This is a genomic window from Methylovorus glucosotrophus, assembly GCF_009858335.1.
Classification (GTDB): Bacteria; Pseudomonadota; Gammaproteobacteria; order Burkholderiales; family Methylophilaceae; genus Methylovorus; species Methylovorus glucosotrophus.
Genome location: NZ_VMSE01000001.1, coordinates 339404 through 362525, shown reverse-complemented (window position 1 = coordinate 362525; position 23122 = coordinate 339404). Strand labels below are relative to the sequence as shown.

Here is a 23122-nt window from a genome sequence, read left to right as displayed (position 1 = left end):
TTGTTTATGCGCAGCTTTCCTTGGCTCATGGCAGACAACGAGGGTCATAGGACTGCAATTGCGATAACGGGTTCAGATCAAGGCATTTTGAGACATCATTTGCCTGTCACTGCCTGACACCAGTTCTGGTTCAAACCACCGACGTGCCCAGCAAGCTGCCTATCCAGTAGGTCATGGCACCTGCAGCGCTACCAATCAACAGCATACGCAGCCCCCCCTGCCAGGCATTTCGCCCGGTAAACAGGGACAAGGCAGCGCCTATGCCAAACAGGGCCAGCGCCGTCAGGGCAATCGCCCCCATCAGCGCATGGGCACCGCCGCCCAGCAGATAGGGCAACAGTGGCACCACCCCGCCAAAAGTAAACGCCAGGAAGGAGGACAGGGCCGCCGTCCACGGCGAGCCCAGCTCATCGGGATTCAAACCCAGCTCTTCCCGCGCCAGGGCATCCAGGCCTTTTTCCGGGTCGGCCACCATGCGCTCGGCCAAGGCCCGCGCTTCGGTTTCATTCAAGCCTCGGGCCTGATAAATCAGCTGCAGCTCACGCGCCTCTTGTTCGGGGTATTGCGCCAGCTCATCGCGTTCCAGCCCGATCTGATACTCAAACATTTCACGCTGCGAACGCATAGAAATATACTCGCCCGCTGCCATGGAAAATGCCCCGGCCAGCAAACCAGCCACGCCGGTCATGAGGATGGTCGACACATTGGCCGCCGCTCCGGCGACGCCCATGACCAGGCATGCAATCGAGACCAGACCATCATTTACCCCAAACACGGCAGCGCGCAGGCCGCCGCTGGTACCCGCATTACGATGACCAAGCTCGACGTCATTAATGGAAAGCGGCGTCGGATGTTCATTCTGCTGCCGCGGCTGACGGTAAACGGATAGGCCGCGTATCTTGATGGCAGCCAGCAAGGGCTTCAATCGCCGGCCTCCCAGGCTACGCAGCAACAACAGCACCACACGAGTGCGCAACTCGGGCTGATAGGACTGGGGCATAGCCACACCCTTGGCTATGCCTTGTTTATGCCATATGCCGGCTTGAGACTCCGCCTCGGCGGCCAGCTGTTTGAACAGTTCGCGATGGGCCTCGACGGGCTCCTGCACTGACATTTGCCTGTAAATGCAGGCGGATCGCATTTCTTCAAGCCAGGCGGAATGGTATTTTTCCATGAGATTTAAGCCTTTATATTTCGTGCTTGCGGTACTGAATCGCCTCGGCCACATGCGCAGTCGCGATATCCCTGGCACGCGCCAGATCGGCAATCGTGCGGGCCAGCTTCAATATCCGATGATACGCCCGGGCGGACAGGTTGAGACGATTGATGGCCTGCTTTACCAAGGCTTGGCCCTGGGCATCCAGCTCGCACCAGATATCGATCTCATGACTTTCCAATAGTGCATTGGCTTTCCCCTGGCGTTGCACTTGCAGCGCACGCGCAGCCTCGACACGGCGACGCACCACATCACTGCTTTCACTGCTCTCACGCGCCAGCAATTCATCGTCGCGCAAGGCAGGTACTTCTATATGCATGTCGATACGATCCATCAGCGGGCCGGAAAGACGATGGCGATAGCGCGACACCTGGTCAGGCGTGCAGCGGCATTTATTGTTGTAATGCCCCAGATACCCGCAAGGGCAGGGATTCATCGCGGCTACCAGCTGGAAGCGCGCGGGGAAGTCCGCCTGCCGGGCAGCTCGGGAGATGGTGATGCGTCCGGATTCCAGCGGCTCGCGCAGCACCTCAAGCACCTTGCGATCAAACTCCGGCACTTCATCCAGAAACAGAATGCCGTGGTGCGCCAGGGATATTTCGCCCGGGCGTGGCACACTGCCGCCTCCCACCAGCGCCACCGCCGATGCCGTGTGGTGTGGCGCTCGGTAAGGCCGCTGCCGCCAAGCGCTTGCTCGAAACGCGCCGTTGAGCGACTGAATGGCGGCGGATTCCAATGCTTCTTCTTCGGTCATCGCGGGCAAAATACCTGGCAATCTGGCGGCCAGCATGGACTTCCCAGTGCCCGGCGGTCCTTGCATCAAGATACTGTGCCCGCCTGCCGCCGCCACTTCCAAAGCACGCTTGGCATGCGCCTGCCCTTTCACGTCGGCGAAGTCAGCATAAGCTAGCGTGGTGGATGGCACTTCCGGCTGCTGCAATGCCAACGGCGACTGACCAAGCAAATGCGCGCATACCGCAAGCAAGCTGCTGGCGGGCAGTATCTGCGCATCCGTCACCAGCGCAGCTTCCGCTGCACTGGCTTCGGGCAAAATAAAAGCCCGGCCATCGCGCCAGGCTTTATAGGTCATGGCCAAGGCCCCTTTGACGGGGCGCAGCTCCCCGGTGAGAGCGAGCTCTCCAGCCATTTCATATTGCGCCAAACCCTCTATCGGCAATTGGCCGGACGCCGCCAGAATCCCGATCGCGATCGGCAAATCATAGCGCCCACTTTCCTTGGGAAGATCGGCGGGCGCTAGGTTGACCGTAATGCGGCGAGCAGGAAATTCGAACTGCGCCGTCTGCAAGGCAGCGCGTACTCTATCTTTGCTCTCCTTCACCTCAGCTTCGGGTAAGCCGACTATCGTAAAGCTGGGCAATCCATTGGCAAGGTGCACTTCCACATCCACTGGTGGTGCATCCATGCCACACAATGCACGACTTTTAATGACCGCAAGTGACATGATTCACATCTAACTGTTGGTTTTTTGCAACAAAACTTCCAGTTCTGTCAGTTTTTGTTCCATTTTTTCCAATTTAATCTGCGCCTCATCCAGCTGTTGCCTTGCAACCCGCAACAAATCGGCCTGTACGTCAAATTCCTCTCGAGAAACCAGCTCCAACTTGGTGAACGCGCCCTGTAATAGTGCATTTAAATTCTTTTCCAGATCGCCCAATGGGGATGATTCGGAAATTTCCTTTATTTTCAATGACAAATCATTCAAAAAAGCCGTATTCATGTTTCATTTACCTCCATCCATTACGCCATATCGGCTGTTATTCAGTGCGCGCATACATATGTAAACGCACCATCGGGGTGCCGCAAATTATTGTAAACAAGGAAATACTCTCATTGTTTCACCCAGCTCATTACTTTAGCATTGTAACTCAATGTTTTTCCGTGCTTTGTCTTTTTGGCACGAGTGTTGCTTTATGTTTGTTGCTCGTTTTATGTTGTTTTTTTACTCTGAAAGGAAATTCAATGCGTAAATCGCTTTTACTGGTAGCCGTTCTTGGCACCTTCGCAGCACCTGCTGCCGTTTTGGCCGCCGACGCTGCCGCTGAAGAAGCTACTTCGCCACACACTTTCTCTTACAACATTGGCCTTTACAGCCAATACATTTTCCGTGGCTTGACCCAAACTGGTCGCGAGCCAGCTCTGCAAGGCGGCGTTGACTACTCCCACTCCAGCGGTTTCTACCTGGGCTCCTGGGGTTCTAACGTTAGCTGGGTAAAGGATGGCGGCTACAAGCAAGATTCCAGCTTGGAAGTTGACGTTTACGGTGGTTACAAGAATACCATTGGCGACACTGGCATTACTTACGACATCGGTGCCCTGCAATATTTCTATCCAGGCTCCAAGGAAAGTGGCCTGGGCGCTGCTGGCCTGACCGATCCTAACACCACTGAAATCTACGGTGCTTTGGGCTGGAATTGGATCACTGTAAAGAACTCTTATGTTGTGTCCAAGGGCGCTTTCGGTGTTGAAGATGGCCGTGGTTCCAACTATGTTGAAGCTAACGTTCTGTACCCATTCGCTGACACTGGCTACTCGCTGATCGCTCACGTTGGTTATCAGTACTTTGATGGCACTTCCACTGCCGGTGCAACTCGCATCGACAATGACAAGGTGTATACCTACACCGATTGGAAACTGGGTGCAGTTAAGACCTGGGCTAACGGTGTAAACGTAGGTGGTTACTACACTGGTACCGATGCTGGTGATGACGGCTGGAAAAACGCTGGCACCAACAACCGCAACCTGGGCCGTGATGCATTCACGTTCTTCGTTCAAAAAACCTTCTAAATTCATTTAACCCTCAAGGTTAAATTGTTTAGTTAAACTGGGATGAGGCGGCTGAGCAACCCGCCTCATCACTTTCAACACTCATCAGGAGACACGCATGAAATTCGTATCCGCGATCATCAAGCCATTCAAGCTTGACGAGGTACGTGAGGCTCTTTCCGCCATCGGCGTACAGGGGATCACCGTTACTGAAGTCAAGGGTTTTGGACGTCAAAAGGGCCACACCGAGCTGTATCGTGGTGCCGAATATGTCGTCGATTTTCTGCCAAAAGTAAAACTCGAAGTCGCCATTAAAGACGACATGCTCGATCAGGTGATTGAAGTGATTGAGAAGTCCGCCACCACCGGCAAAATCGGCGATGGCAAAATTTTCATTTTTGATCTTGAGCAGGTTTATCGCATCCGTACCGGTGAAACCGGTCCTGACGCGCTCTAATAGGGGACAGCCATGAAACGATTTTTATCTCTGATTACATTAGTTGGTATGTTGGGCCTGGGCACACTGGGCGCCAGCACCATTGGTTTTGCCGAAGATGAAGCTCCGGCAGCCACCACCACCGAGGCAGCACCTGCAGCTGCCCCAGCTGAAGCAGCGCCTGCCGCTGAGGCAGCCGCTCCTGCAGAAGCCGCACCTGCCGCTGCTGCTGAAGAACCAAAACTGGATACCGGCAGCGCTGCCTGGATGATCACTGCCACTGTGCTGGTCGTGATGATGGCGGTACCTGGCCTGGCTCTGTTCTACGGCGGCCTGGTTCGCACCAAGAACATGCTGTCCGTGGGCATGCAGGTATTCGTTGCCTTCTCCCTGATCTCCGTGTTGTGGGCCGTATATGGCTACAGTATGGCCTTCTCGGAAGGGAACGCGATTGTCGGCGGCCTGAGCAAAGCTTTCCTGGCAGGTGTGACGCCTGACAGCCTCAGCGGTGTTATCCCTGAGTATGTCTTCATCACCTTCCAGCTGACCTTTGCTGCCATTACGCCAGCCCTGATCATCGGTGGTTTCTCCGAGCGTACCAAGTTCCCAGCCGTGCTGCTGTTCCTGGCACTGTGGGTGACCTTCGTTTACATCCCAATCGCCCACATGGTTTGGGGCGGCGGTCTGCTGAGCGATGCTGGCCCACTGTTTAACGGTCACGGCGCCAAGGACTTTGCTGGTGGTACTGTTGTGCACATCAACGCTGGTATTGCAGCGCTGGTAGGTGCCCTGGTTATCGGCAAGCGTATTGGTTACGGCAAAGAAGCCATGCCTCCACACAACCTGGTGATGACGCTGATTGGCGCCTCCTTGCTGTGGGTGGGTTGGTTCGGTTTCAACGTAGGTAGCGAACTGGCTGTTGATGGTGTTGCTGGCCTGGTTCTGATCAACACACAACTTGCTACTGGTGCCGCTGTTGTTGGCTGGGTATTTGCTGAATGGCTGTTCAAGGGCAAACCAAGCATGCTGGGTGCTGCTTCTGGCGCGATTGCTGGTCTGGTTGCCATCACCCCTGCTTGCGGCTTCATCGGCCCTATGGGTTCCATCATCCTCGGCTTCCTGGCCAGCTTCATCAGCCTCTGGGCCGTTACCAAGCTGAAGAATGCACTGGGTTATGATGACTCTCTGGATGTGTTCGGTGTACACGGTATCGCCGGTATCCTGGGTGCCATTGCAACTGGCGCACTGATGTCTGCAGACTTCGGCGGTGTTGGTTATGCTGAAGGCGTGACCATGGGCCAGCAAGTAACGACCCAAGCCATCGCAGTAGGTATTACTGTGGTATGGACTGGCGTTATCAGCTACATCCTGTTCAAGATTGTTGACATCGTCATCGGCCTGCGTGCAAGCGAAGAGTCCGAGCGCGAAGGTCTGGACACCACTGAACATGGTGAACGTGCTTACCACTACTAAGCCTTGACGCTTAAGTAGCAGTTAGTCAAAACGGGCGCAGCAATGCGCCCGTTTTTTATTGTTCATTAAACTCTTCACAATGTGGCGACCTAAACCGCAGCCACATCCGTAGATTGGCATAACGTCATCAAGCCATTGCGTGGGTTTGCACATTCATGGTGCACAAATGCACATTTTTCAGCTTTGGCACCCCGTTTGCCCCAGGAAAATAGCAGAGAATGCCGCCTCAAGAGCTGGCACAGCGTTTGCTTATGTATGATCAGGCATAAATTGCTCCACACCTCGGTGTTTCGAACATTTTATTGCTCGGTTTCCATGCATTATCTCCTCCTCTTCGGGCGCAATCTGCGCCCGTTTTTTTTAGGCAGATGGATGCAACTAAGCTAAAATCCTACGGACTCATACAATTTGATTGAATATGGTCCCTCATCTTACAACGGCCTTGACCGGCCCCCTGTTATCCCTTGAGCAACGCATGCTGGCAGCCATGCCACAAATCGAACATTGGTTTCGCAGCCAGTGGGCCGAATACAGCGTTCCTTTTTATGCTTCCGTTGATTTGCGCAATGCCGGTTTCAAACTGGCTCCGGTAGATACCAATCTCTTCCCCGGCGGATTCAATAACCTGAATCCCGAATTTCTCTCGCTCTGCGTGCAAGCCGCCATGAGTGCAGTTGAGAAGATCTGCCCGGATGCCCGGCGCCTGCTGGTAATTCCCGAGAACCATACCCGTAATACCTTTTACCTTCGCAATGTAGCAGCGCTAACCAACATCCTGCGGCATGCTGGCCTGGAAGTACGCATTGGCAGTATCTCGCCCGAAATTACCGAGCCGACCTACCTGGAAACGCATGATGGTGGCAGCATTCTGCTCGAGCCTGTGCAGCGCAAGGGCAATCGTCTGGTGCTCGATAATTTCGACAGTTGCGCGATTTTGCTCAATAACGATTTATCCGGTGGCGTGCCGGAGATTCTGCAAGGGCTGGAACAGAACCTGATTCCCCCTTTGCATGCTGGCTGGGCTACCCGCCGCAAATCGCAGCACTTCAGTGCCTACAACCGCGTTGCCCAAGACTTCGCCAATCTGCTTGGCATTGATGAGTGGTTGGTAAACCCGTATTTCGATACCTGTAGCGGCTTGGATTTTCATGCGCGCGTAGGCGAAGCCGAGCTGGCTGAAAAAGTGGAACAGCTGCTCGCCAAAATTCGCATCAAATATGCGGAATATGGCGTTGAGCAAGAACCGTTTGTCATCGTGAAAGCCGACGCTGGCACTTACGGCATGGGCATCATGACGGTGAAAAGCCCGGATGATGTCAAAGACCTCAACCGCAAGCAGCGCAATAAAATGGCCGTGGTCAAAGAAGGCCTGCAAGTATCCGAAGTGATCCTTCAAGAGGGCGTATACACGTTTGAATGCATCCATGATGCGGTGGCTGAGCCCGTGGTCTACATGATGGATCACTTTGTGGTGGGCGGTTTCTATCGTGTGCATACCGGACGTGGCGTGGATGAAAACCTCAATGCCCCTGGCATGCACTTCGAACCCCTGGCCTTTGAAAAACCTTGCTCGCTGCCCGACTGCGCAGGGGCGCCCGATGCGCCACCCAATCGCTTCTATGCCTATGGCGTTGTCGCGCGACTAGCCTTGCTGGCAGCGGCAATTGAGCTGCAAGAACACGATCCAGACCAATAATATGCAGCTACTCTTTATTCTGGATCCACTGGACAAGCTGGTCACTTACAAGGACACCAGCCTCGCCATCATGCGCGAGGCTGCGCGTCGCGGCCACGCGCTGGCCGTATGCGAACAGCAGCAAGTGCTGCTGCGACATGACAAGGTCACCGTGCAATATCGCGACTTTGCCTTTGGCGAGCATGGCTATGTGCTGGGGGATTTGCAGGAGAAAGCGCCTGAGCAGTTTGACGCAGTGCTGATGCGCAAAGACCCGCCCTTTGATAACGAATTTCTTTATAGCACCTACCTGCTGGAAATCGCCGAACGGCAGGGAGCGCGCATTCTGAATGCGCCACAAGCGGTGCGTGGCTGGAACGAGAAACTCTCCATCACCCGCTTCCCGCAGTTTGCACCGCCCTTTCTGGTGACACGCCAGCGTGGGCTTATTCGCGAGTTTCTGGCGATGCATGGCGATATCGTAGTCAAGCCGCTGGATGGCATGGGCGGTAGCAGCGTGTTCCGTTTGACGCAGCAAGATCCGAACATAGGCGTGATTCTTGAAACCATCACCGACTTCGAAAAGCGTACCGTCATGGCCCAGCGCTATCTGCCAGAGATCGTTAAAGGCGACAAACGTATCCTGATCATTGACGGGGAGCCGGTACCTTACGCCCTGGCACGCATCCCGCAAAATGGCGAAACACGCGGCAACCTGGCAGCAGGCGGCAAAGGTGTAGCGCAAATGTTAACCGAACGCGATCGCGAGATTGCCACTACCGTCGGCAAAGTCTTGAAAGCGAATGGGCTATTCCTGGTTGGGCTTGATGTAATTGGCGACAGCCTCACAGAAGTGAATGTCACCAGCCCGACCGGCATGGTAGAGATTGCCGCACAAACTGACTGCAACCCGGCGGCATTGATGGTGGATGCGCTGGAGAAACTTCAGACCAGCTAGTTTTTTGATGCTGCCGGCTGCCTTTCAGCATTCGAGCTGAAAGGCAGTCCCCTAAAGATGCCTTACTCCGTTGTAATTTCGCGCCAGCTGGAGCGCGTTGGCGTCAAGGAGCTACCCGATGTCGCAACCGAGCCACCTGTAGTTATGGTTTTCGTTGTATCGCCGCCCACTGTCGAGGTGCTGTAGCGCAAGGTGCCATTGGGAAGTGTATATAGCGATAGGCCTGTGACCAAACCACCAGAAGAATTATAGGTGCCCTGCGCACTAGTTCCCGATGTGGTAAACCGTCCGGTTTTGTAATCAAAGAAATATATCCAGCTATCCCCACCCGGGCTACATGCATCGCCACTGGGAATACCACTCGCCACCACCAGCGTCCCCAAACCTAACTGTGGGTTAACAAAGACGCGCTCCCCCGTTGTCGGAAGATCGGCATACCAACTGCCGTTAACGCCCGTGCCACTGACGGTGGCGGTATTGCCGGATTTTGAGATGGTGATGGGATTGGTACGCGCATTGCTAATGGCAGTCCCTGTATCACGCAGGGCATAAATGGTTTGCACGCCCGTCGTGGTCAGATCCGTCAGCCCCAGATATGAGCCCGTTGCCACATATACGATATGCGCAGTGCTACCGGAAATGGCGGCCAACTCAGGTTTGGTGGTAATCGGCTGGGCGGTATTGCCGTACTTCAGCTGGGCCAAGGTGGTGACATTGTAATCGCTCATGTTAAAGCGCCAGACATTCCCGAGAAGGTCGCCACCATAGACCTGCGTAATGGTAGCATCTGCGTTGCCGTTATCCGACCAGCCACTGATTCTGGACAAGCCGCTAGGGGTAGTGGTATCTCCCACTCCGGTCGATACTTTCCTGATCAGTGCGCCTGTCAGGGCATTCAGCACATACAAATAGCCTTTGCCATCCCCTGGGGTCACATTGTTGTAACCGGAAGTCACCATCACCACCCAAGTACCATTGGGCAATTTTCCTATCACAGGATTGCCAAAGGTATAGCCCAGATTTTCATCCGCGACATCGCACACATTGCTGTCACTGCAGAACTCCCATAAGCCTTTGGGGTCAGCTGGGTTTGTGACATCCAGCGCGTAATAGCCACGACCGCCGCCATTCAGGCCACCGACCAGGATGGTTTTCCAGCCACCACCCGCAAAAATATCCATGACGATAGGCGAACCATCGACATAATACTTGTGTTTGGATGAGTAGTTTTTATCTGCCAAGGCATACATGTTGGACATGACCGTACGCGGCACAAACGCCCAGCGCTCGGCGCCTGTATCGGCGTTGAACGCGTGCAGCATGCCGTCATTCCCCCCTACATACAAGGTCGCGGGACGATTGATATTGGCAGTCTTGAACGTGCCATAACTAGGGGAAACATAGTCACCAAAGTTATAGCGAGGTGCTTTGACATAAGCCGGGATCGAGTTGGCCAGATCACCCAGCACATGCTCACGATCGCGGAAAGCCTTGCTGGCCTGCGGAGTGGTGCCTACATTTTCGTGCTGACTCTGTCCGCGCAGAAAGTTGATAAGGTTAGTCGCATTGTTAGCGATCGTTTGTGTCGTCGAATTCAAGACCGGACATTGCGATAGCTTGCTACACTGATTCGTAAACAGCAGCAACTCAGTAGAGGTCAGGTTAGCCGCATTGAAAGGTACCAATGTACGGCTAGCGTTCATTTTGAAAATGGTACGGGTATCCGCATCAATACCGCCCTTGGCGTCCAGTTGAGCTTGAGCAGACCACAGGTTTGATGCGTTGGCCAAGCCTGTTGTCAAATCTATGGTACTAGCGACGACCTCGCCATCCCATTTCACCGTGCGATAAGTTGAATTGAAGGCATAATTGTCGCCGGATGTCAGATTGGGTGTGCTGGTCGTAGCTGCCGATGCGTCGGTAGACTTGGTGTTGACTGCGGCCAGAGCTGTTTGCAATCCCGAGGTCACCGCAGATGGATCCGAAGCACTGAAATACCTGCCCCGACCGTTTACTGCCGCATGCCACAAATCATCCACAGCAGTGAGGGTATCAGCCACCGGTACAGGCCAGTTCTTGACGCCATCGATAATATCCTTGAAGTCGCCTTCCGGAGTCTGATAGTAAGGGTCGTACTCCAACTCTCCATTCAGCCCCAAACCCAGGGTAAACGTGACCATATGCTGCTGATTGTTACTATCCGTGGGCGATTTCAATAGGTCGCTAGCGGCCATGGAAGGCCGCAAGTCTGTCTGGTAGTAATACAGGGCGACATCCGCCAGAGTGTTGGTAGAGCCTGCAAGGCCGCCATCATATACACCATCCTCACGCTTGGCATAGCCAGTGTTGGTATTGTCCTGATTACCTATGGCGCTTGTGCCGTCCAGTTGCACACCTGCATTCCCGTTCCAGTAGCCATCTGTAGTGAGGATCGTGAAATTCTGCTGGCAGGAGTACTGTACCGGATCGTCCGTCGTCATGGAGTTGATACCATTCGTTTTACCACCGTAGTAACGCCCTACTCGAGAAAGCGCCTCGCGCAGAGGAGTACCACCGCTAGGATCCATGCCATACAAGCGTTGGTACCAGGTTTTCTTGTTGCTAGCGTTAAAGGTATCCAGTTTGAGGAATTTGCTGGAAGCAGTATTCAGCGTAATAAACCCCACCCGATAAGCATCATCCAGCGAGCTGAACGCACGGCCTGCCGAGCTTTTCATGTTCATCATGCGGGTGCGGTAATAGGCATACCAGTTGGCAAAATTGTTCATTTCTTCGGTATAGCTGCATGTGCTGCCACTGCAATCCGAGCGACTGTCAGCCTTGGGGAAAGTGGCGCCCGAGACGATATTCACGCGCCGGAATTTGCCGTAGCGCGCATAGCGGAAACCAGCGCTAAGGTTGAAAGCCGCCTGGCAGCTATTCGCTGCAGGATTTCCAGAAGCACCGGCATTGGTATTGTTGTTGCAATAGCGCACATAGGCCGGAAAACTATAGGTGCTGTTAGCAGCGGTTTGTACATTGCAGGTTTTCAAGTCGGCACGTGTGCAGTACTCGATCGGAGTAATGGTGTAGTAGTGCGGATTCGAGTTTATGGTGGTCGGATAACGGTAAGTGCCGGTGGTCGAAGTGTAGGGATTTGTTCTATCGTTATCGGGAAAATCATAATCATCGTAAGAGCCGGAGCTACGATAATCGATACCGTTACGCTTGCAGGTCGTGCCATTGGAGTTGCAGTAAACCCGTTCCGGAAATGCGGTCTGAATATTCACCGTTCCCGATGTTTGCCCACAACTGGTATTCATCGTATGCCCATTGGTACGCACTGCTGTCCAGGTGGTTTGACTAGGCAGGTTAGAAGTCGGATCGCAGGGATTTACCGGCGGCGTATAAGTAATATTAGGGTTGTAATAGGTAGCGTTATGGTAGAAGCTGTAAAAAGGCGGATCACCGCCTTCGGTCATGGCAGCACCATCATCGCGACCACCTGCACACTCAGTGGATCCACTGCTCATGCGCCGGCAGTTGTAGATGGTACCCGCAGAGTTACTGTTCCCCACATTATCCGGCAGGTAATTGAAGTCCATACTGCCAGAGTCATCCAGCACGAACATAACGTTAGGCTTCACTACAGTGCCCGAATTATTCGAGATAGGCGCCGCTGCAATATCAGTCAATGCTGCGCTAACATTCGTTGCACTAAGAAAAGTAAGCACGGTCAGGAAAACAGCAAAGACAATGTGAGATTTTCTGTTAAGCATTTTCCTGGCTCCTAAGGCTTCACTGTAATGGTACTCTGGGTAATGCTCACCGCATTACGGGGACCTTTTACCCGGGTGGTGACCCGGTAATACACCATAAACTGACCATTCAAGGTATTGCTGCCCCCACCTTCTATCCCCACATTGCCTTGCGAGTTACCGCTGGCAACCGTGCGTTTCACACAGGACTGTCCTTCCGCGTTATAAGCCGCGCCTGCCACCTTACACATGCGCTGAATAACATATTGCGTAGTGTTGCCTGCCCCATCAGCCGCCAAGGTAATGGCTCTGCTCCATGCAGACTCAGCGACCCAGTTGCGGTCATTCCATGCATCGACAGTAGAGCCCGGAGAGCCTCCATTCGCAGGCAATGATGAGAAATAGCCATTCCCTGGACTATCCGAATTCAGTGAGCTCTGATTGGCGGAAAGCCATTGATAGGCAATCTGGATGCCACGGTCTGAGGACATCAGGGCAGACTTCTTGAAAGCCACATTACCGGCGATGATGTTGCCGGTATCCACCGACCGCACCAAGGCGATACCGGCAAGCGTCATTGCCACCAGAAAAATCAGGGCGAGGAACATCACCACACCGCGCTGTGCGTTAGGCGTTGTATACATTATTCGGGATTCCATACCAGGTTACGCAAAACGTTGGTCGTTTCAAACACGCGATAGCGATAGCATTGCCAGTCGCTATTGGTAGAGATATTGCTGAAGGATTTTGTCGTCACCCCATCGGGCCGCCAGACGGGCAAGCTAGTGGTGACATTACAGGCAGCTTCACGCTTGATGCTACGGGCCACAAGACCATAGCGTATCGCCTTGACCTGCATCCAGGCATCATTCAATGCGGTGACGTTCGCACCAGTAGGGGTCACCGTATCCCAGGTTTCAATGACGCCGTCGTTATCCATATCTTTGCCATACTCGGCCTGCAAGTCGACGATATCCGTGGCGAGAATGCTCTGCGTGCCCAGCATGTTATTGGTCTGCACCAGATTGCTGCGGCCAGAGCTGTCCTGCACAATGCTGTAGATATTGTTGACAGGGGTCTGGCCGAGATTGAACAAAAGGCTGTTGATCGGGTAAGCGGCAACACTGCCATCGTTATAGCGAAAGCTTTGTGTGACGGGCCCCAACTGGTAGGAGCCGCTCTCATGTTTGATGCGATTGTCTACTGTGTCAGAGCCGCTGAACTGAATCACCTCTCCAGTACCAGTAGTGGCATCCGCCACCACCATGACGTCTGCCATACTGAAGCCATATATATTATTTACATTAATGTCATAAGAACCAGCGGCCATCGGCGTGCGCAAATATTCTGGCACGCTGGTATTCGAAGCATTGCCATAGCTGATGATGATGGTATCAGGCGCGTTTGCAGCGCCTTGCACAATCAGGATAGGGGCAAACACAAAAGGCATGGCGGCAACTGAACGAGCACCAGAATCGTTAATGGTAATGGTGCCGCCCATGAAACCAGATGACGGACAAACCCCTGAACACGCCGTCACATTCATGCCATAGCCTGCCTGCCGGAGGTCCTTGTCCATCAGCAGCATGGCCAGCGCGCCATTCTGCTGCGCATCGCTGCCACTAGTGGTGGTCTGCTTGCTTTGCTCGGTAATAGAAAACACCTGGGTGATCACAAGGCTGCCCAGCAACGCGATGACAATACCCACCATCAACTCGACCAGACTGAACCCACGGGAAAAATGCTTGATTGTCATGGTTATTGCCGTGCGCTGATGTAGGAGACTGAGCGGAAATTGTGCCGCCCTTCATTGGCCGTCGCACCAGGGGCCTGCCAGAAAATATTGACAGTCACCGTCCAGCCATTAGCGGCGCTGCCAGCGACAGTGATAGTAGGAGCATTGAGGTTGCCCTGCACGTTGACACCGGGCAAGGTACCAATATTTGCCAGCCAGGGCGTGAGGGCAGCTGCTGAGCCACCCGGGTAGGTATAGGTCGAAATATTGGGGACATCTGCCCACATCAAAGAAACAATACGCTCTGCATAAAGGCTGGCTTCAAGGCGATACTGGGCGTCGGCGACGGTTTTGATGGCCGAGGCATGCAGGCCTACGATTGCGAGTATCCCTATCGAAAAAATCAGAATGGCAATCAGGCCCTCCAGCAGAATCGAGCCTTGCTGGAAAGAACGTTGTTGAGAGGGGGCGGGCATTAACATCTTCTGCCATCTCCGGTTAATGTGACATTCGGGTCACAGCTGCGCACTGTGGAGCCGCGGATCTGGATGCGCAATTCACGGCTTTGCTCCGAAGTGATGTTGTCGTTATCAATCGTGATGTCGCTGATCGAGCTGGCCAATGACACACCACCAACATCCGGATCAGGTATACGTCCCATCCCATTAAATGTAATAGTCGCAGCACCGCCGGGAGTGACCGTTGTCTTAACCGCACTGGCGCTTTCTGAAGCATCGCGGCTCTGAATCACCGCGGGACAATCCTGCAAGCCGTCGCCATCGTTATCGCCCACCACAGTCAGGCAACCTACGCTCCATCCGGTCTGGCCTATCAGGGTAAAACGCACCTGGGCATTGCGACGCACTGCCTCGGCCCGTGCCAGTTGCAAGCCATTCAAAATGGCTTCGGACGCTGACTTGATTTGTACATTGGCCATGAAAATACGAAAACTGGGAATCGCCACGGCTGCCAGAATGCCAACAATGCTGATCACGATCAGCATTTCAATCAGCGTAAAGCCTGGCGCATGACGGGTTGGCATCAGCAACTGCTCCCTGCCTTGGTCAACCAACATGTTGCCGAAGTCTGAGTCGTACTCCCGAACTTGGTCTGTGAAGTTTTGGCGTTGTTCTGGTCTATGGTGTAAACAAAGCTGTCCATTGGGCCGTTGCCGGTCGCCGTAATCAAATAAGACTGCCCTCCATTGTTGGTAGCACATGCCACAACAAAATGATCCACAGTGGAAGGCACCGCGCCGCAAGCCCCTCCATTCGCATAGGTGCGATTATCCTGATAGTAGCGCTCCATGCGATTCCGCATTTGCGACAACTCGCCCGTTGCCTGCGGAATCTGGGCGCGCTTCACGTAATCGGTATAACTGGGATAGGCAACGGCAGCCAGGATGCCGATGATGGCAACCGTGATCATCAACTCAATCAATGTAAAGCCAGCTTGCTGGCAATCTCTGAATACTTGGCGCATGGCGGAACCTTTCTAGGTAACTGAATCATGCTTATCTTAGCGTGCAAACGCTAGTCTCGCCCGACGTATGGTCAATTTTGGGCGATAAGCGGCGCGCAAGGCCTCCGCCATGCGATATAGAGGCTTTGTGTTAAAATACGCAGGCTTTTCACTTGTACAGGCACACCCCATGCGCGCAGTTCTCCTCGGCCTTTTATTTACCATCAGCCTCGCTGCCTGCGGCACCAAGGGGCCGCTTTACATCCCTGAAAAGCAATATCCGCTCGATCCGGCGGAACGAAAAGCGGTACCCAAACCCGCCAAGCAAAGCAGCGACCAGGCGCCCTGATGCAGTTTGGCAGCTGAAATTCTTTGTAATCCCTTATACCTACACGGCATAGATCAACTCACGTGAACGCATTTCAACTCAAGAACGGCCAACTGCACGCCGAACAAGTGCCGCTGAACCAGTTGGCAGAGGAATTCTCCACCCCTTGCTACGTCTACTCGCGCCAGGCGCTGGAAACGGCCTATCGCGACTTTCAGCAAGGCTTTGCGGGGGTAGACCACCTCGTGTGCTTTGCGGTCAAAGCCAATCCCAGCCTGGGCGTGCTGAGCGTATTCGCCAAGCTGGGCGCCGGGTTTGATATTGTCTCCGGTGGTGAGCTGGCGCGCGTACTGGCAGCGGGCGGTGATGCCTCCAAAGTGGTGTTTTCCGGCGTGGGTAAAACCGCCGATGAAATGCGGGCTGCTCTGACTGCGGGGATTTTCTGCTTCAATGTGGAGTCCGCAGCCGAGCTGGAACGATTGAATGAGGTGGCAGGCAGCATGGGCAAAATCGCCCCGGTATCGCTGCGGGTCAACCCTAACGTGGATGCCAAAACCCACCCTTATATTTCCACTGGCCTTAAGAACAACAAGTTCGGCGTTGCCTACGAGCAGTCACTGGCGCTTTATCAGCAGGCGGCGGCCATGCCCAACATTGACGTGCACGGCGTGGATTGCCATATCGGCTCGCAGCTGACTGAGCTGTCGCCGTTTCTGGATGCGTTTGACCGTGTATTGGCGCTGGTTGACCAGCTGGAAGCAGCTGGCATTGCTATCCGCCACATCGATGCAGGTGGTGGTATCGGCATTTGCTACAACGAAGAAACACCACCGGATTTTGCCGCCTATGCCGCGGCGATGTTAAAGAAGCTGGGTGATCGCAAGGTCAAGCTGGTGTTTGAGCCTGGCCGTGCACTGGTAGGGAATGCTGGCGCCTTGCTGACGCGTGTGGAATACCTCAAGCACACCGAAGCCAAGAACTTTGCGATTGTGGATGCCGCCATGAATGACCTCATGCGGCCTGCGCTTTACGATGCCTATCACCAGATTGCCGAAGTCAGCCCCGATGCCACGCCCAAAGAGATATACGAGATTGTGGGCCCGGTCTGTGAAAGCGGCGACTTTCTGGGCCATGACCGTGAACTCGGCCTGAAGCAAGGCGATCTGCTGGCGATCCTGTCGGCAGGCGCTTACGGCATGAGCATGAGCTCCAATTACAATACTCGCCCCCGGGCGGCGGAAGTCATGGTGGATGGTGCAAGCTATCAGCTGATCCGCAAGCGGGAAACCATTGCCGAGCTGTTTGCGCTGGAAAATGTCGTAAAAGACTGATCTCATCCATCTGCAAACAACAAAAAAAGCGAACGGTTGCACGTTCGCTTTTTTGTTTGGCTTTACGACTGGTAGCCGCTTAAATGCAGCCGCCTAATCAAAAATCACCGTCTTGTTGGCGTAAAGCAGGATACGGTTTTCAATGTGCCAACGCACGGCGCGCGACAGCACCACGCGTTCCAGATCACGTCCCTTCTGAATCAGGTCTTCCACCTGGTCGCGATGGGAAATACGCGCAATGTCCTGCTCGATAATCGGGCCTTCATCCAGCACTTCGGTCACATAATGGCTGGTCGCCCCGATCAGTTTGACGCCGCGCTCAAATGCCCGATGATACGGACGCGCGCCAATAAACGCCGGCAGGAAGGAGTGGTGAATATTGATGATGCGCTGCGGATACCGCTGCACAAAAGCAGGCGACAATATTTGCATGTAACGCGCCAGCACGATGAGGTCCACGCCGTATTGGTCAAACAACGCGAACTGCTTTGCTTCGGCTTCGGCCTTGTTGTCACGGTTAACTTCCACATAATGGAAAGGGATGCCATGGTACTCAGCCAGTCGCTCGGTATGGCGGTGGTTGCTGACAATCAGCGGAATCTCGCAAGCCAGTTCACCACTTTGGTGACGGTGCAGCAAATCGACCAGGCAATGATCGTATTGCGACACCATGATGGCCATGCGAGTGCGCTTCTGACCCAGCTTGAGCTGCCAGGTCATGCTGAAACGCTCGGCGATTGGCGTGAAATGCTCAGAAAAATTATCGGCATTGATGGCAGAATCGCTGAGATCCCACTCAACCCGCATCAAAAACAGGCCGTTTTCAGCGTCCTGATGCTGGTCAGCATGCAGGATATTGGCATTGTGGCGGTATAAAAAATCCGCAATACCTGCAACGATCCCTTTCTGGTCCGGGCAGGTCACCAGCAATGTGGCGGTATTCTTCATCATGGTCAGGTCGGCGATGCCGTCTTTTTTCGAAAAAACAGGATTATAGCAACTAAGGCCAGCACAAACGAATAGGCGTAAGCTGAATCAGTGCAAGGCAGGCAGGGTTGTGGTATCTTTTACCTTGATTATTGCTTCTCATGCCGCCACCCGCCTCAAGCACCTATACCCGTGAAAAAACAGCTACCCATTATTTTTATCGCCTTCATTCTGCCCATTACTGCCATGCTGTGGTGGTGGGGGCTTTTCAGCACCCCCAAGCTGCAGATTGAACAGGCCGGTGATTATCACTATGCGTATCTGGAGGCGCAGGGTGTTTATTCCAAACTCGGCGAAACGCTGGCAGAGGTCAAGCAGGAGCTGGACAGACAAGGTATCAGCCACGGCGCTGAAGTTACTCTGGTCATGACCGACCCCCGCAAAACCAAGCCCGCCGACTTGCTGGCACGCACCGGCTATATGATTCCAGCAGATGCAAAGCTGCAATCTCCGCTTAAAAGCGCGACCATTCCCAAACGTGAAGTGGTGGCTGTCAGCATCAAGGCGCACCCGCTGCTCGCCTATGGCAAAACCTACGGTGCCCTATTGGACTATACGAATCAGCACCACTCTTCATTACAATTACCTACGCTGGAAATTTTCGAAAACAGCGTATTACGGGTAGAAATGCCGTTATCGCATGAACCGCAGGATGCATCTCCATGAATTTCATTGTTCTGGTCAGCGCGCTCGCTCTCAGTTACTACCGCCCGCATAAAAGCCTGGACTGGCTTTTTCATATTTGCACGCCTTATGCACAATTGCTGGAACGCAACTTCAATGGCGGGAAAAACCGGCACGGCGTTGTAGCCTGGACCCTGGGCGCCCTGCTGCCTTCCATCGTCATCGGCTTTCTTTATTACGGCCTGATGGAGCTTAACGTCATCATTGGCATGGTGTTCGGCATTGCCGTGCTCTACCTCATCCTGCGCTTCAGCCGGTTCAGCCAGCGCGCCGAGCGCATTGCCACCGCCCTTGCTGACAAAAACATAGATGAAGCCCGCACACTGCTCAGCCAGTGGGAGCCCCCGCTGGAAACCAGCCATTACAATGCTGCTGAAGTCGCCCGTGTCAGCATTGAAACCACACTACGCCGCGCCCACCAGGGGCTGTTTGGACCTATTTTCTGGTTTGTGCTGCTGGGCCCCGGCGGCGCTCTGCTTTATCGGCTTTCGCACCTTTTCATGCAAAGCTGGGAACCCCATCTGGATAACCACTTCCATCGTTTCGCCCATCGCGCATTCGAGTGGCTGGACTGGCTGCCTATTCGTATTTCGGGCGCCTGTTTTGCCATTGTGGGTGACTTTGAAGATGCCGTTTATTGCTGGCGCACACAGGCTGCTGGCTGGCCAGAGCAATCCCTGGGGATCATTCTGGCGAGTGGCGCAGGTGCCCTGGGCGTAAGATTGGGTGAGCCGCTGCCATATCGCGGCGTATTGCAGTTCCGTCCGGAGCTCGGCCTGGGTGATGAGGCCGATGCCGATTATCTGAAAAGCGCGGTCGGTCTGGTCTGGCGCGTGCTGGTCTTGCTGGTCGGCCTGCTGTTGCTGTTAACCTTTGCCCACTGGCTGGGCAACTAGGGCAGCCATGGGCTGCCCATCATTGTTAAGCTGAATCGAAGACACTCTATGGATATCGTACTTGCCAACCCGCGCGGCTTCTGTGCCGGCGTCGATCGCGCCATCATCATTGTGGAGCAGGCGCTGGAGAAATTTGGCGCGCCCATCTACGTGCGCCACGAAGTCGTGCATAACAAATTTGTCGTGGATGAACTCAAGCGCAAGGGCGCCGTGTTTATCGAAGAACTCGAAGAAGTCCCGCCAGGCAATACCGTGATTTTCAGCGCACACGGTGTGTCGCGCGAAGTCCGAACAGACGCCGAGGCGCGCGGTCTGCGCGTATTTGATGCCACCTGCCCGCTGGTTACCAAAGTCCATAATGAAGTCGCCAAAATGCGTCAGGATGGCAAAGAGATAGTCATGATCGGTCACAAGGGCCACCCTGAAGTAGAAGGCACCATGGGCCAGTCCGACGGCGGCATGTATCTGGTGGAAAAACCGGAAGACGTGGATAGCCTTCAGGTCAAAGACCCGGCCAAACTCGCCTATGTCACGCAGACGACGCTCTCCATTGATGACGCTGCATCTATCGTCACCGCCCTCAAGGACAAATTCCCCCTCATCAGCGCGCCCAAAAGCGACTCCATCTGCTATGCCACGCAAAACCGGCAAGATGCCGTGAAGGCGATGGCCAAGGATTGCGATCTGGTGATCGTGGTGGGTTCACCGAATAGCTCCAACTCAAACCGCTTGCGTGAAGTGGCGCAGAACCAGGGCATCGAGTCTTACATGGTCGATAACGCCAGCTACCTGAACGCCGAGTGGCTTGCAGGCAAAAAGCGAATCGGTGTTTCCGCTGGCGCCTCCGCACCCGAGATTCTGGTGAAAGAAGTCATCCAGCGCCTGCAGGAAATGGGCGCGGCCCAGGTCACGGAGTTGCAGGGTGTGGTTGAGAATGTGGTATTCCAACTGCCTAAAAACCTCAAATCCGCCTGAAATAAACCCAAAAAAACCTATAAAAAAAGCCCCGCATTGCGGGGCTTTTTTATGCAGAAGTACTCACTTGCCTGTTACTTTTTGAGGTTGTCCAGGCTGAACGCCGTTTTGGGATTAACCGCGAGAATGATCATGCCACCCGCAATCGCCATGTACTGCATAAAGACGATAGGTTCATTGAACTTGAGTATGACCGCGACAAATACGGAATAAATGGCCAGGGTAATCGCCGCGCCACGGGTTTTGAAGCCCAGGAATAACAGGCTACCTGCCACCAGTTGAACCAGTATCATGATGGGAGCGAATATGGTGCCCAGTCCGTGTTGTGCCAGAAAGTCCTGATATGCCGAATAACCATCCGGATTCTTGAAAATCAGCATCAATTGGATAATGATGGAAACCAGATAAATTTGCGCCAGCAGCAGACGACCGATCAGACTGAAAAATTTGTTCATACACACTTTCCTGAGTTGGTAACATGGCAAAACGGCATGATGCCTGCAAGCCTGACTGGCCGCAAGCCCGCAACACGAAGGAGCAAGCATGAAAATCCTCATTATCCTTGGCGCATTACTGCTTGTTGCATGCAGCCCCGAGCCGGATCACAGCACGCCCAAAGTCGCGGAAGAAGCGCGTGCGGCGCTGGATAAAGCCAAGCAGGTGGAAAATACCCTGCAGCAATCGGAGCAGGCACAGCGCGAGCAGATTGAGCATGCCTCCGAGTAATACCTGCCCTGGTTACATTATCAAGCCAGTGTGCTGGCAGCAGGCAGGGGCATCCCTGATGTATGTGCGCCGCACGGTGTTCATGCAGGAACAACAGGTGCCAGAATCACTGGAGTGGGACGGGCTGGATGAAGAGGCCCACCATCTGCTGGCCTGCACCTTTGGCCATGAGGTGATCGGTTGCGCGCGCATACTGCCGGATGGACATATTGGCCGCATGGCGGTGATGCCTGGGTGGCGCGGCCATGGGGTTGGCCGGGCACTGCTCGATAAAGCCGTCATGCATTGCAGCCATCTGGGCCTGCGCGAAGTAAAACTTTCCGCGCAAACCCATGCCATCGCGTTTTACCAGAAAGCCGGTTTTGTGGTGTGCAGCGCAGTCTACATGGATGCGGGCATCCCGCATTGCGACATGATCCTTACGCTGTAAGCCCCGCAACGACTGTTTGCCCCACCCTGCCCGCTTGGGTAAAATGCAGGGTCAAGATTTTCTTCAAACCCCTCTTTTTCTTATCCCACAAAAGGAATTCCGCATGTCAAAAATTATCATGAAAGCTGGTGAAGCTACCGTATTCAGCGAAGGTAAAGACGTTACTGCAGCGATGCCAGAAATCGTCATTGGCGCTGTAGACGGCCCAGTAGGTACCGCATTTGCCAACATGATGGCGCAGAGCAAGGGTCACACTGCCATGTTCGCCGTACGCGACATCAACCAGCTGGTACGCCCTGCCACCATGATGGTGCCTAAAGTCACGCTGAAGGATTCCACCAACATCGAACTGTTCGGTGGCCTGGTACAAGCCGCGACCGCTGATGCGATTCTGGACTGTGTGATCGAAGGCATTATCCCCAAGGACCAAGTCAACGACCTGTGCATCATCAGCCTGGTATGGATTGATCCGGGCTGTGCAGCCCTGGCCAAGGAAGGCACGCTGGACAAGGCAGACATGTACAAGAACAACTACGATGCCACCAAGCTCGCCATCAAGCGTGCACTGAACGATGAGCCGACCATTGATGAACTGATCGCCAATCGTCACAAGATCAAGCACTGCATGTGGGAAGACAGCTGGGATCAGAAGTAATCATCCTCGCTGAGCTTTAAGAAGGAAGTCCAGGCATTATGCGCTGAGACTCCCAGCATCAAAAAACCCCGGAAATTTTTACCTTTCCGGGGTTTTTTATTGGCGTGCAGCCTGAATCCAGTGATGCCGATTCAGGCCTTGGCTGTCAGTGCTTAATACTTCTTCACCAGCTCGGGGGAGAATGGCTCCAGCACGCAACGCAGCTCCAGCACTTTTGCCTTGTTAGGGGCTTTATCTGTGGTCGCGTCAAATTCAATCACGCTCTGGTCACGGTTGGTCCAGATGAAGCCACCGCCTTTGTTCACGTTACCTGCCATGTATTGGACAGCTTCGGAGCATGCACTCACATCATCGTAAACGCCTGTTTTGATGAGGTAGTGATTATCCAGATGGTCAAGTATTGCGACCATACTGCTCCATTGGCCCGCACGTGGTTGGGGAACACTCACCTCGGCGGCCATGGCATTGCCAGCCAACATCAGAATAGCGGCAGCAGTCAGGGTTTTCATAGCTTGCATCGTCTTCTCCTTTTTATATCAACATTATCAATCAAGCATAGGTACGACCATGCCAGGCTTGAAAAGTTGAGATATTTATCGGGAGACCCGTCAGATGCCGCTCTGAAAAGCGTTGCC

The 23122-nt window shown here is 54.0% G+C and carries 25 protein-coding genes; 13 read left to right on the top strand and 12 right to left on the bottom strand.

What is annotated here, in order from left to right; all coding sequences use genetic code 11:
- Positions 1-130: 130 nt before the first annotated feature.
- From FNL37_RS01630 to FNL37_RS01620, 3 genes are read right to left on the bottom strand one after another with little or no spacing between them, the layout of a single operon-like run.
- Positions 131-1174, bottom strand: coding sequence for a VIT1/CCC1 transporter family protein (locus tag FNL37_RS01630; protein WP_015831062.1), 1044 nt, complete (start codon positions 1172-1174; stop codon positions 131-133).
- Between the two features lie 13 nt (positions 1175-1187).
- Positions 1188-2678 (bottom strand): YifB family Mg chelatase-like AAA ATPase, encoded by a 1491-nt coding sequence (locus FNL37_RS01625; protein ID WP_159354907.1) that lies wholly within the window; start codon positions 2676-2678, stop codon positions 1188-1190.
- Between the two features lie 9 nt (positions 2679-2687).
- Positions 2688-2954: an accessory factor UbiK family protein gene (locus tag FNL37_RS01620; RefSeq protein WP_015831064.1), complete on the bottom strand. Its 267-nt coding sequence runs from the start codon at positions 2952-2954 to the stop codon at positions 2688-2690.
- A 242-nt stretch (positions 2955-3196) separates the two neighbouring features.
- On the opposite strand from FNL37_RS01620, the gene FNL37_RS01615 reads away from it, so the two are divergent.
- The 5 genes from FNL37_RS01615 to gshB all read left to right on the top strand — a co-directional run bounded on the left by FNL37_RS01615 (position 3197) and on the right by gshB (position 8542).
- Entirely contained in the window at positions 3197-4021 is an 825-nt protein-coding gene (locus FNL37_RS01615; RefSeq protein WP_015831065.1) for a TorF family putative porin, read from the top strand.
- A 97-nt stretch (positions 4022-4118) separates the two neighbouring features.
- A complete protein-coding gene (gene glnK / locus FNL37_RS01610; protein WP_013443291.1) occupies positions 4119-4457 on the top strand; it encodes a P-II family nitrogen regulator in 339 nt (112 codons plus the stop codon).
- 12 nt (positions 4458-4469) lie between these two features.
- A complete protein-coding gene (locus FNL37_RS01605; protein WP_013443292.1) occupies positions 4470-5909 on the top strand; it encodes an ammonium transporter in 1440 nt (479 codons plus the stop codon).
- Between the two features lie 418 nt (positions 5910-6327).
- On the top strand, positions 6328-7605 hold the full coding sequence (gene gshA, locus FNL37_RS01600) for a glutamate--cysteine ligase (protein WP_041362419.1): 1278 nt from the start codon (positions 6328-6330) through the stop codon (positions 7603-7605).
- Between the two features lies 1 nt (position 7606).
- Positions 7607-8542 (top strand): glutathione synthase, encoded by a 936-nt coding sequence (gene gshB / locus FNL37_RS01595; protein WP_159354906.1) that lies wholly within the window; start codon positions 7607-7609, stop codon positions 8540-8542.
- A 62-nt stretch (positions 8543-8604) separates the two neighbouring features.
- Here the strand turns inward: gshB and FNL37_RS01590 are convergent, their stop codons facing one another.
- From FNL37_RS01590 to FNL37_RS01565, 6 genes are all read right to left on the bottom strand, one after another.
- Complete coding sequence (locus tag FNL37_RS01590; protein WP_244948177.1) at positions 8605-12168, bottom strand: pilus assembly protein; 3564 nt, start codon at positions 12166-12168, stop codon at positions 8605-8607.
- Positions 12169-12311: 143 nt separating this feature from the next.
- Complete coding sequence (locus FNL37_RS01585; RefSeq protein WP_159354904.1) at positions 12312-12923, bottom strand: pilus assembly PilX family protein; 612 nt, start codon at positions 12921-12923, stop codon at positions 12312-12314.
- The gene (locus FNL37_RS01580) at positions 12923-14035 is read right to left on the bottom strand and encodes a PilW family protein (RefSeq protein ID WP_159354903.1); all 1113 of its coding nucleotides are present in this window, start codon (positions 14033-14035) and stop codon (positions 12923-12925) included. The genes FNL37_RS01585 and FNL37_RS01580 overlap by 1 nt, the downstream gene beginning before the upstream one ends.
- Before the next feature lie 2 nt (positions 14036-14037).
- Positions 14038-14490, bottom strand: a complete 453-nt coding sequence (locus tag FNL37_RS01575; RefSeq protein WP_244948176.1) for a type IV pilus modification PilV family protein — start codon at positions 14488-14490, stop codon at positions 14038-14040.
- Positions 14490-15056 carry a GspH/FimT family pseudopilin gene (locus FNL37_RS01570; protein WP_159354901.1) on the bottom strand — a complete coding sequence of 189 codons (567 nt, stop codon included), beginning with the start codon at positions 15054-15056 and terminating at the stop codon, positions 14490-14492. Before FNL37_RS01570 ends, FNL37_RS01575 begins: the two co-directional genes overlap by 1 nt.
- The gene (locus tag FNL37_RS01565; protein WP_159354900.1) at positions 15056-15496 is read right to left on the bottom strand and encodes a type IV pilin protein; all 441 of its coding nucleotides are present in this window, start codon (positions 15494-15496) and stop codon (positions 15056-15058) included. The genes FNL37_RS01570 and FNL37_RS01565 overlap by 1 nt, the downstream gene beginning before the upstream one ends.
- A gap of 169 nt (positions 15497-15665) precedes the next feature.
- Between FNL37_RS01565 and lptM the strand changes: the two genes are divergently transcribed.
- Both lptM and lysA read left to right on the top strand, forming a co-directional pair.
- Entirely contained in the window at positions 15666-15824 is a 159-nt protein-coding gene (lptM, locus tag FNL37_RS01560; RefSeq protein ID WP_159354899.1) for an LPS translocon maturation chaperone LptM, read from the top strand.
- Positions 15825-15886: 62 nt separating this feature from the next.
- On the top strand, positions 15887-17134 hold the full coding sequence (gene lysA, locus FNL37_RS01555; RefSeq protein ID WP_013443302.1) for a diaminopimelate decarboxylase: 1248 nt from the start codon (positions 15887-15889) through the stop codon (positions 17132-17134).
- A 93-nt stretch (positions 17135-17227) separates the two neighbouring features.
- Here the strand turns inward: lysA and purU are convergent, their stop codons facing one another.
- On the bottom strand, positions 17228-18082 hold the full coding sequence (gene purU / locus FNL37_RS01550; protein ID WP_041362903.1) for a formyltetrahydrofolate deformylase: 855 nt from the start codon (positions 18080-18082) through the stop codon (positions 17228-17230).
- A gap of 171 nt (positions 18083-18253) precedes the next feature.
- Between purU and FNL37_RS01545 the strand changes: the two genes are divergently transcribed.
- Genes FNL37_RS01545 through ispH form a run of 3 tightly spaced genes read left to right on the top strand, consistent with a single transcriptional unit; the run spans position 18254 to position 20676 of the window.
- The gene (locus tag FNL37_RS01545) at positions 18254-18787 is read left to right on the top strand and encodes a GyrI-like domain-containing protein (protein WP_015831076.1); all 534 of its coding nucleotides are present in this window, start codon (positions 18254-18256) and stop codon (positions 18785-18787) included.
- Positions 18784-19701 carry a CobD/CbiB family protein gene (locus FNL37_RS01540; protein WP_159354898.1) on the top strand — a complete coding sequence of 306 codons (918 nt, stop codon included), beginning with the start codon at positions 18784-18786 and terminating at the stop codon, positions 19699-19701. Before FNL37_RS01545 ends, FNL37_RS01540 begins: the two co-directional genes overlap by 4 nt.
- A gap of 48 nt (positions 19702-19749) precedes the next feature.
- Positions 19750-20676: a 4-hydroxy-3-methylbut-2-enyl diphosphate reductase gene (ispH, locus tag FNL37_RS01535; protein WP_159354897.1), complete on the top strand. Its 927-nt coding sequence runs from the start codon at positions 19750-19752 to the stop codon at positions 20674-20676.
- A gap of 74 nt (positions 20677-20750) precedes the next feature.
- On the opposite strand, the gene FNL37_RS01530 is transcribed toward ispH, so the two are convergent.
- On the bottom strand, positions 20751-21131 hold the full coding sequence (locus tag FNL37_RS01530; RefSeq protein WP_015831078.1) for a DoxX family protein: 381 nt from the start codon (positions 21129-21131) through the stop codon (positions 20751-20753).
- A gap of 88 nt (positions 21132-21219) precedes the next feature.
- Between FNL37_RS01530 and FNL37_RS01525 the strand changes: the two genes are divergently transcribed.
- The 3 genes from FNL37_RS01525 to fae all read left to right on the top strand — a co-directional run bounded on the left by FNL37_RS01525 (position 21220) and on the right by fae (position 22487).
- Positions 21220-21402, top strand: a complete 183-nt coding sequence (locus FNL37_RS01525) for a hypothetical protein (RefSeq protein ID WP_013443308.1) — start codon at positions 21220-21222, stop codon at positions 21400-21402.
- On the top strand, positions 21389-21832 hold the full coding sequence (locus FNL37_RS01520) for a GNAT family N-acetyltransferase (RefSeq protein WP_244948175.1): 444 nt from the start codon (positions 21389-21391) through the stop codon (positions 21830-21832). The genes FNL37_RS01525 and FNL37_RS01520 overlap by 14 nt, the downstream gene beginning before the upstream one ends.
- A 103-nt stretch (positions 21833-21935) precedes the next feature.
- The gene (gene fae / locus FNL37_RS01515; RefSeq protein WP_013443310.1) at positions 21936-22487 is read left to right on the top strand and encodes a formaldehyde-activating enzyme; all 552 of its coding nucleotides are present in this window, start codon (positions 21936-21938) and stop codon (positions 22485-22487) included.
- A gap of 152 nt (positions 22488-22639) precedes the next feature.
- Here fae and FNL37_RS01510 read toward each other — a convergent pair whose 3' ends face one another.
- The gene (locus FNL37_RS01510) at positions 22640-23005 is read right to left on the bottom strand and encodes a hypothetical protein (RefSeq protein WP_013443311.1); all 366 of its coding nucleotides are present in this window, start codon (positions 23003-23005) and stop codon (positions 22640-22642) included.
- Between the last annotated feature and the right edge of the window lie 117 nt (positions 23006-23122).

Excerpts from the sequence above, each read along its gene's own strand:
- FNL37_RS01630 (WP_015831062.1), bottom strand. The coding sequence starts at position 1,174 with ATGGAAAAATACCATTCCGCCTGGCTTGAAGAAATGCGATCCGCCTGC.
- FNL37_RS01625 (WP_159354907.1), bottom strand. The coding sequence starts at position 2,678 with ATGTCACTTGCGGTCATTAAAAGTCGTGCATTGTGTGGCATGGATGCA.
- FNL37_RS01620 (WP_015831064.1), bottom strand. The coding sequence starts at position 2,954 with ATGAATACGGCTTTTTTGAATGATTTGTCATTGAAAATAAAGGAAATT.
- FNL37_RS01615 (WP_015831065.1), top strand. The coding sequence starts at position 3,197 with ATGCGTAAATCGCTTTTACTGGTAGCCGTTCTTGGCACCTTCGCAGCA.
- glnK (WP_013443291.1), top strand. The coding sequence starts at position 4,119 with ATGAAATTCGTATCCGCGATCATCAAGCCATTCAAGCTTGACGAGGTA.
- FNL37_RS01605 (WP_013443292.1), top strand. The coding sequence starts at position 4,470 with ATGAAACGATTTTTATCTCTGATTACATTAGTTGGTATGTTGGGCCTG.
- gshA (WP_041362419.1), top strand. The coding sequence starts at position 6,328 with ATGGTCCCTCATCTTACAACGGCCTTGACCGGCCCCCTGTTATCCCTT.
- gshB (WP_159354906.1), top strand. The coding sequence starts at position 7,607 with ATGCAGCTACTCTTTATTCTGGATCCACTGGACAAGCTGGTCACTTAC.
- FNL37_RS01585 (WP_159354904.1), bottom strand. The coding sequence starts at position 12,923 with ATGTATACAACGCCTAACGCACAGCGCGGTGTGGTGATGTTCCTCGCC.
- FNL37_RS01580 (WP_159354903.1), bottom strand. The coding sequence starts at position 14,035 with ATGACAATCAAGCATTTTTCCCGTGGGTTCAGTCTGGTCGAGTTGATG.
- FNL37_RS01575 (WP_244948176.1), bottom strand. The coding sequence starts at position 14,490 with ATGCCCGCCCCCTCTCAACAACGTTCTTTCCAGCAAGGCTCGATTCTG.
- FNL37_RS01570 (WP_159354901.1), bottom strand. The coding sequence starts at position 15,056 with ATGCCAACCCGTCATGCGCCAGGCTTTACGCTGATTGAAATGCTGATC.
- FNL37_RS01565 (WP_159354900.1), bottom strand. The coding sequence starts at position 15,496 with ATGCGCCAAGTATTCAGAGATTGCCAGCAAGCTGGCTTTACATTGATT.
- lptM (WP_159354899.1), top strand. The coding sequence starts at position 15,666 with ATGCGCGCAGTTCTCCTCGGCCTTTTATTTACCATCAGCCTCGCTGCC.
- purU (WP_041362903.1), bottom strand. The coding sequence starts at position 18,082 with ATGAAGAATACCGCCACATTGCTGGTGACCTGCCCGGACCAGAAAGGG.
- FNL37_RS01540 (WP_159354898.1), top strand. The coding sequence starts at position 18,784 with ATGAATTTCATTGTTCTGGTCAGCGCGCTCGCTCTCAGTTACTACCGC.
- ispH (WP_159354897.1), top strand. The coding sequence starts at position 19,750 with ATGGATATCGTACTTGCCAACCCGCGCGGCTTCTGTGCCGGCGTCGAT.
- FNL37_RS01530 (WP_015831078.1), bottom strand. The coding sequence starts at position 21,131 with ATGAACAAATTTTTCAGTCTGATCGGTCGTCTGCTGCTGGCGCAAATT.
- FNL37_RS01525 (WP_013443308.1), top strand. The coding sequence starts at position 21,220 with ATGAAAATCCTCATTATCCTTGGCGCATTACTGCTTGTTGCATGCAGC.
- FNL37_RS01520 (WP_244948175.1), top strand. The coding sequence starts at position 21,389 with ATGCCTCCGAGTAATACCTGCCCTGGTTACATTATCAAGCCAGTGTGC.
- fae (WP_013443310.1), top strand. The coding sequence starts at position 21,936 with ATGTCAAAAATTATCATGAAAGCTGGTGAAGCTACCGTATTCAGCGAA.
- FNL37_RS01510 (WP_013443311.1), bottom strand. The coding sequence starts at position 23,005 with ATGCAAGCTATGAAAACCCTGACTGCTGCCGCTATTCTGATGTTGGCT.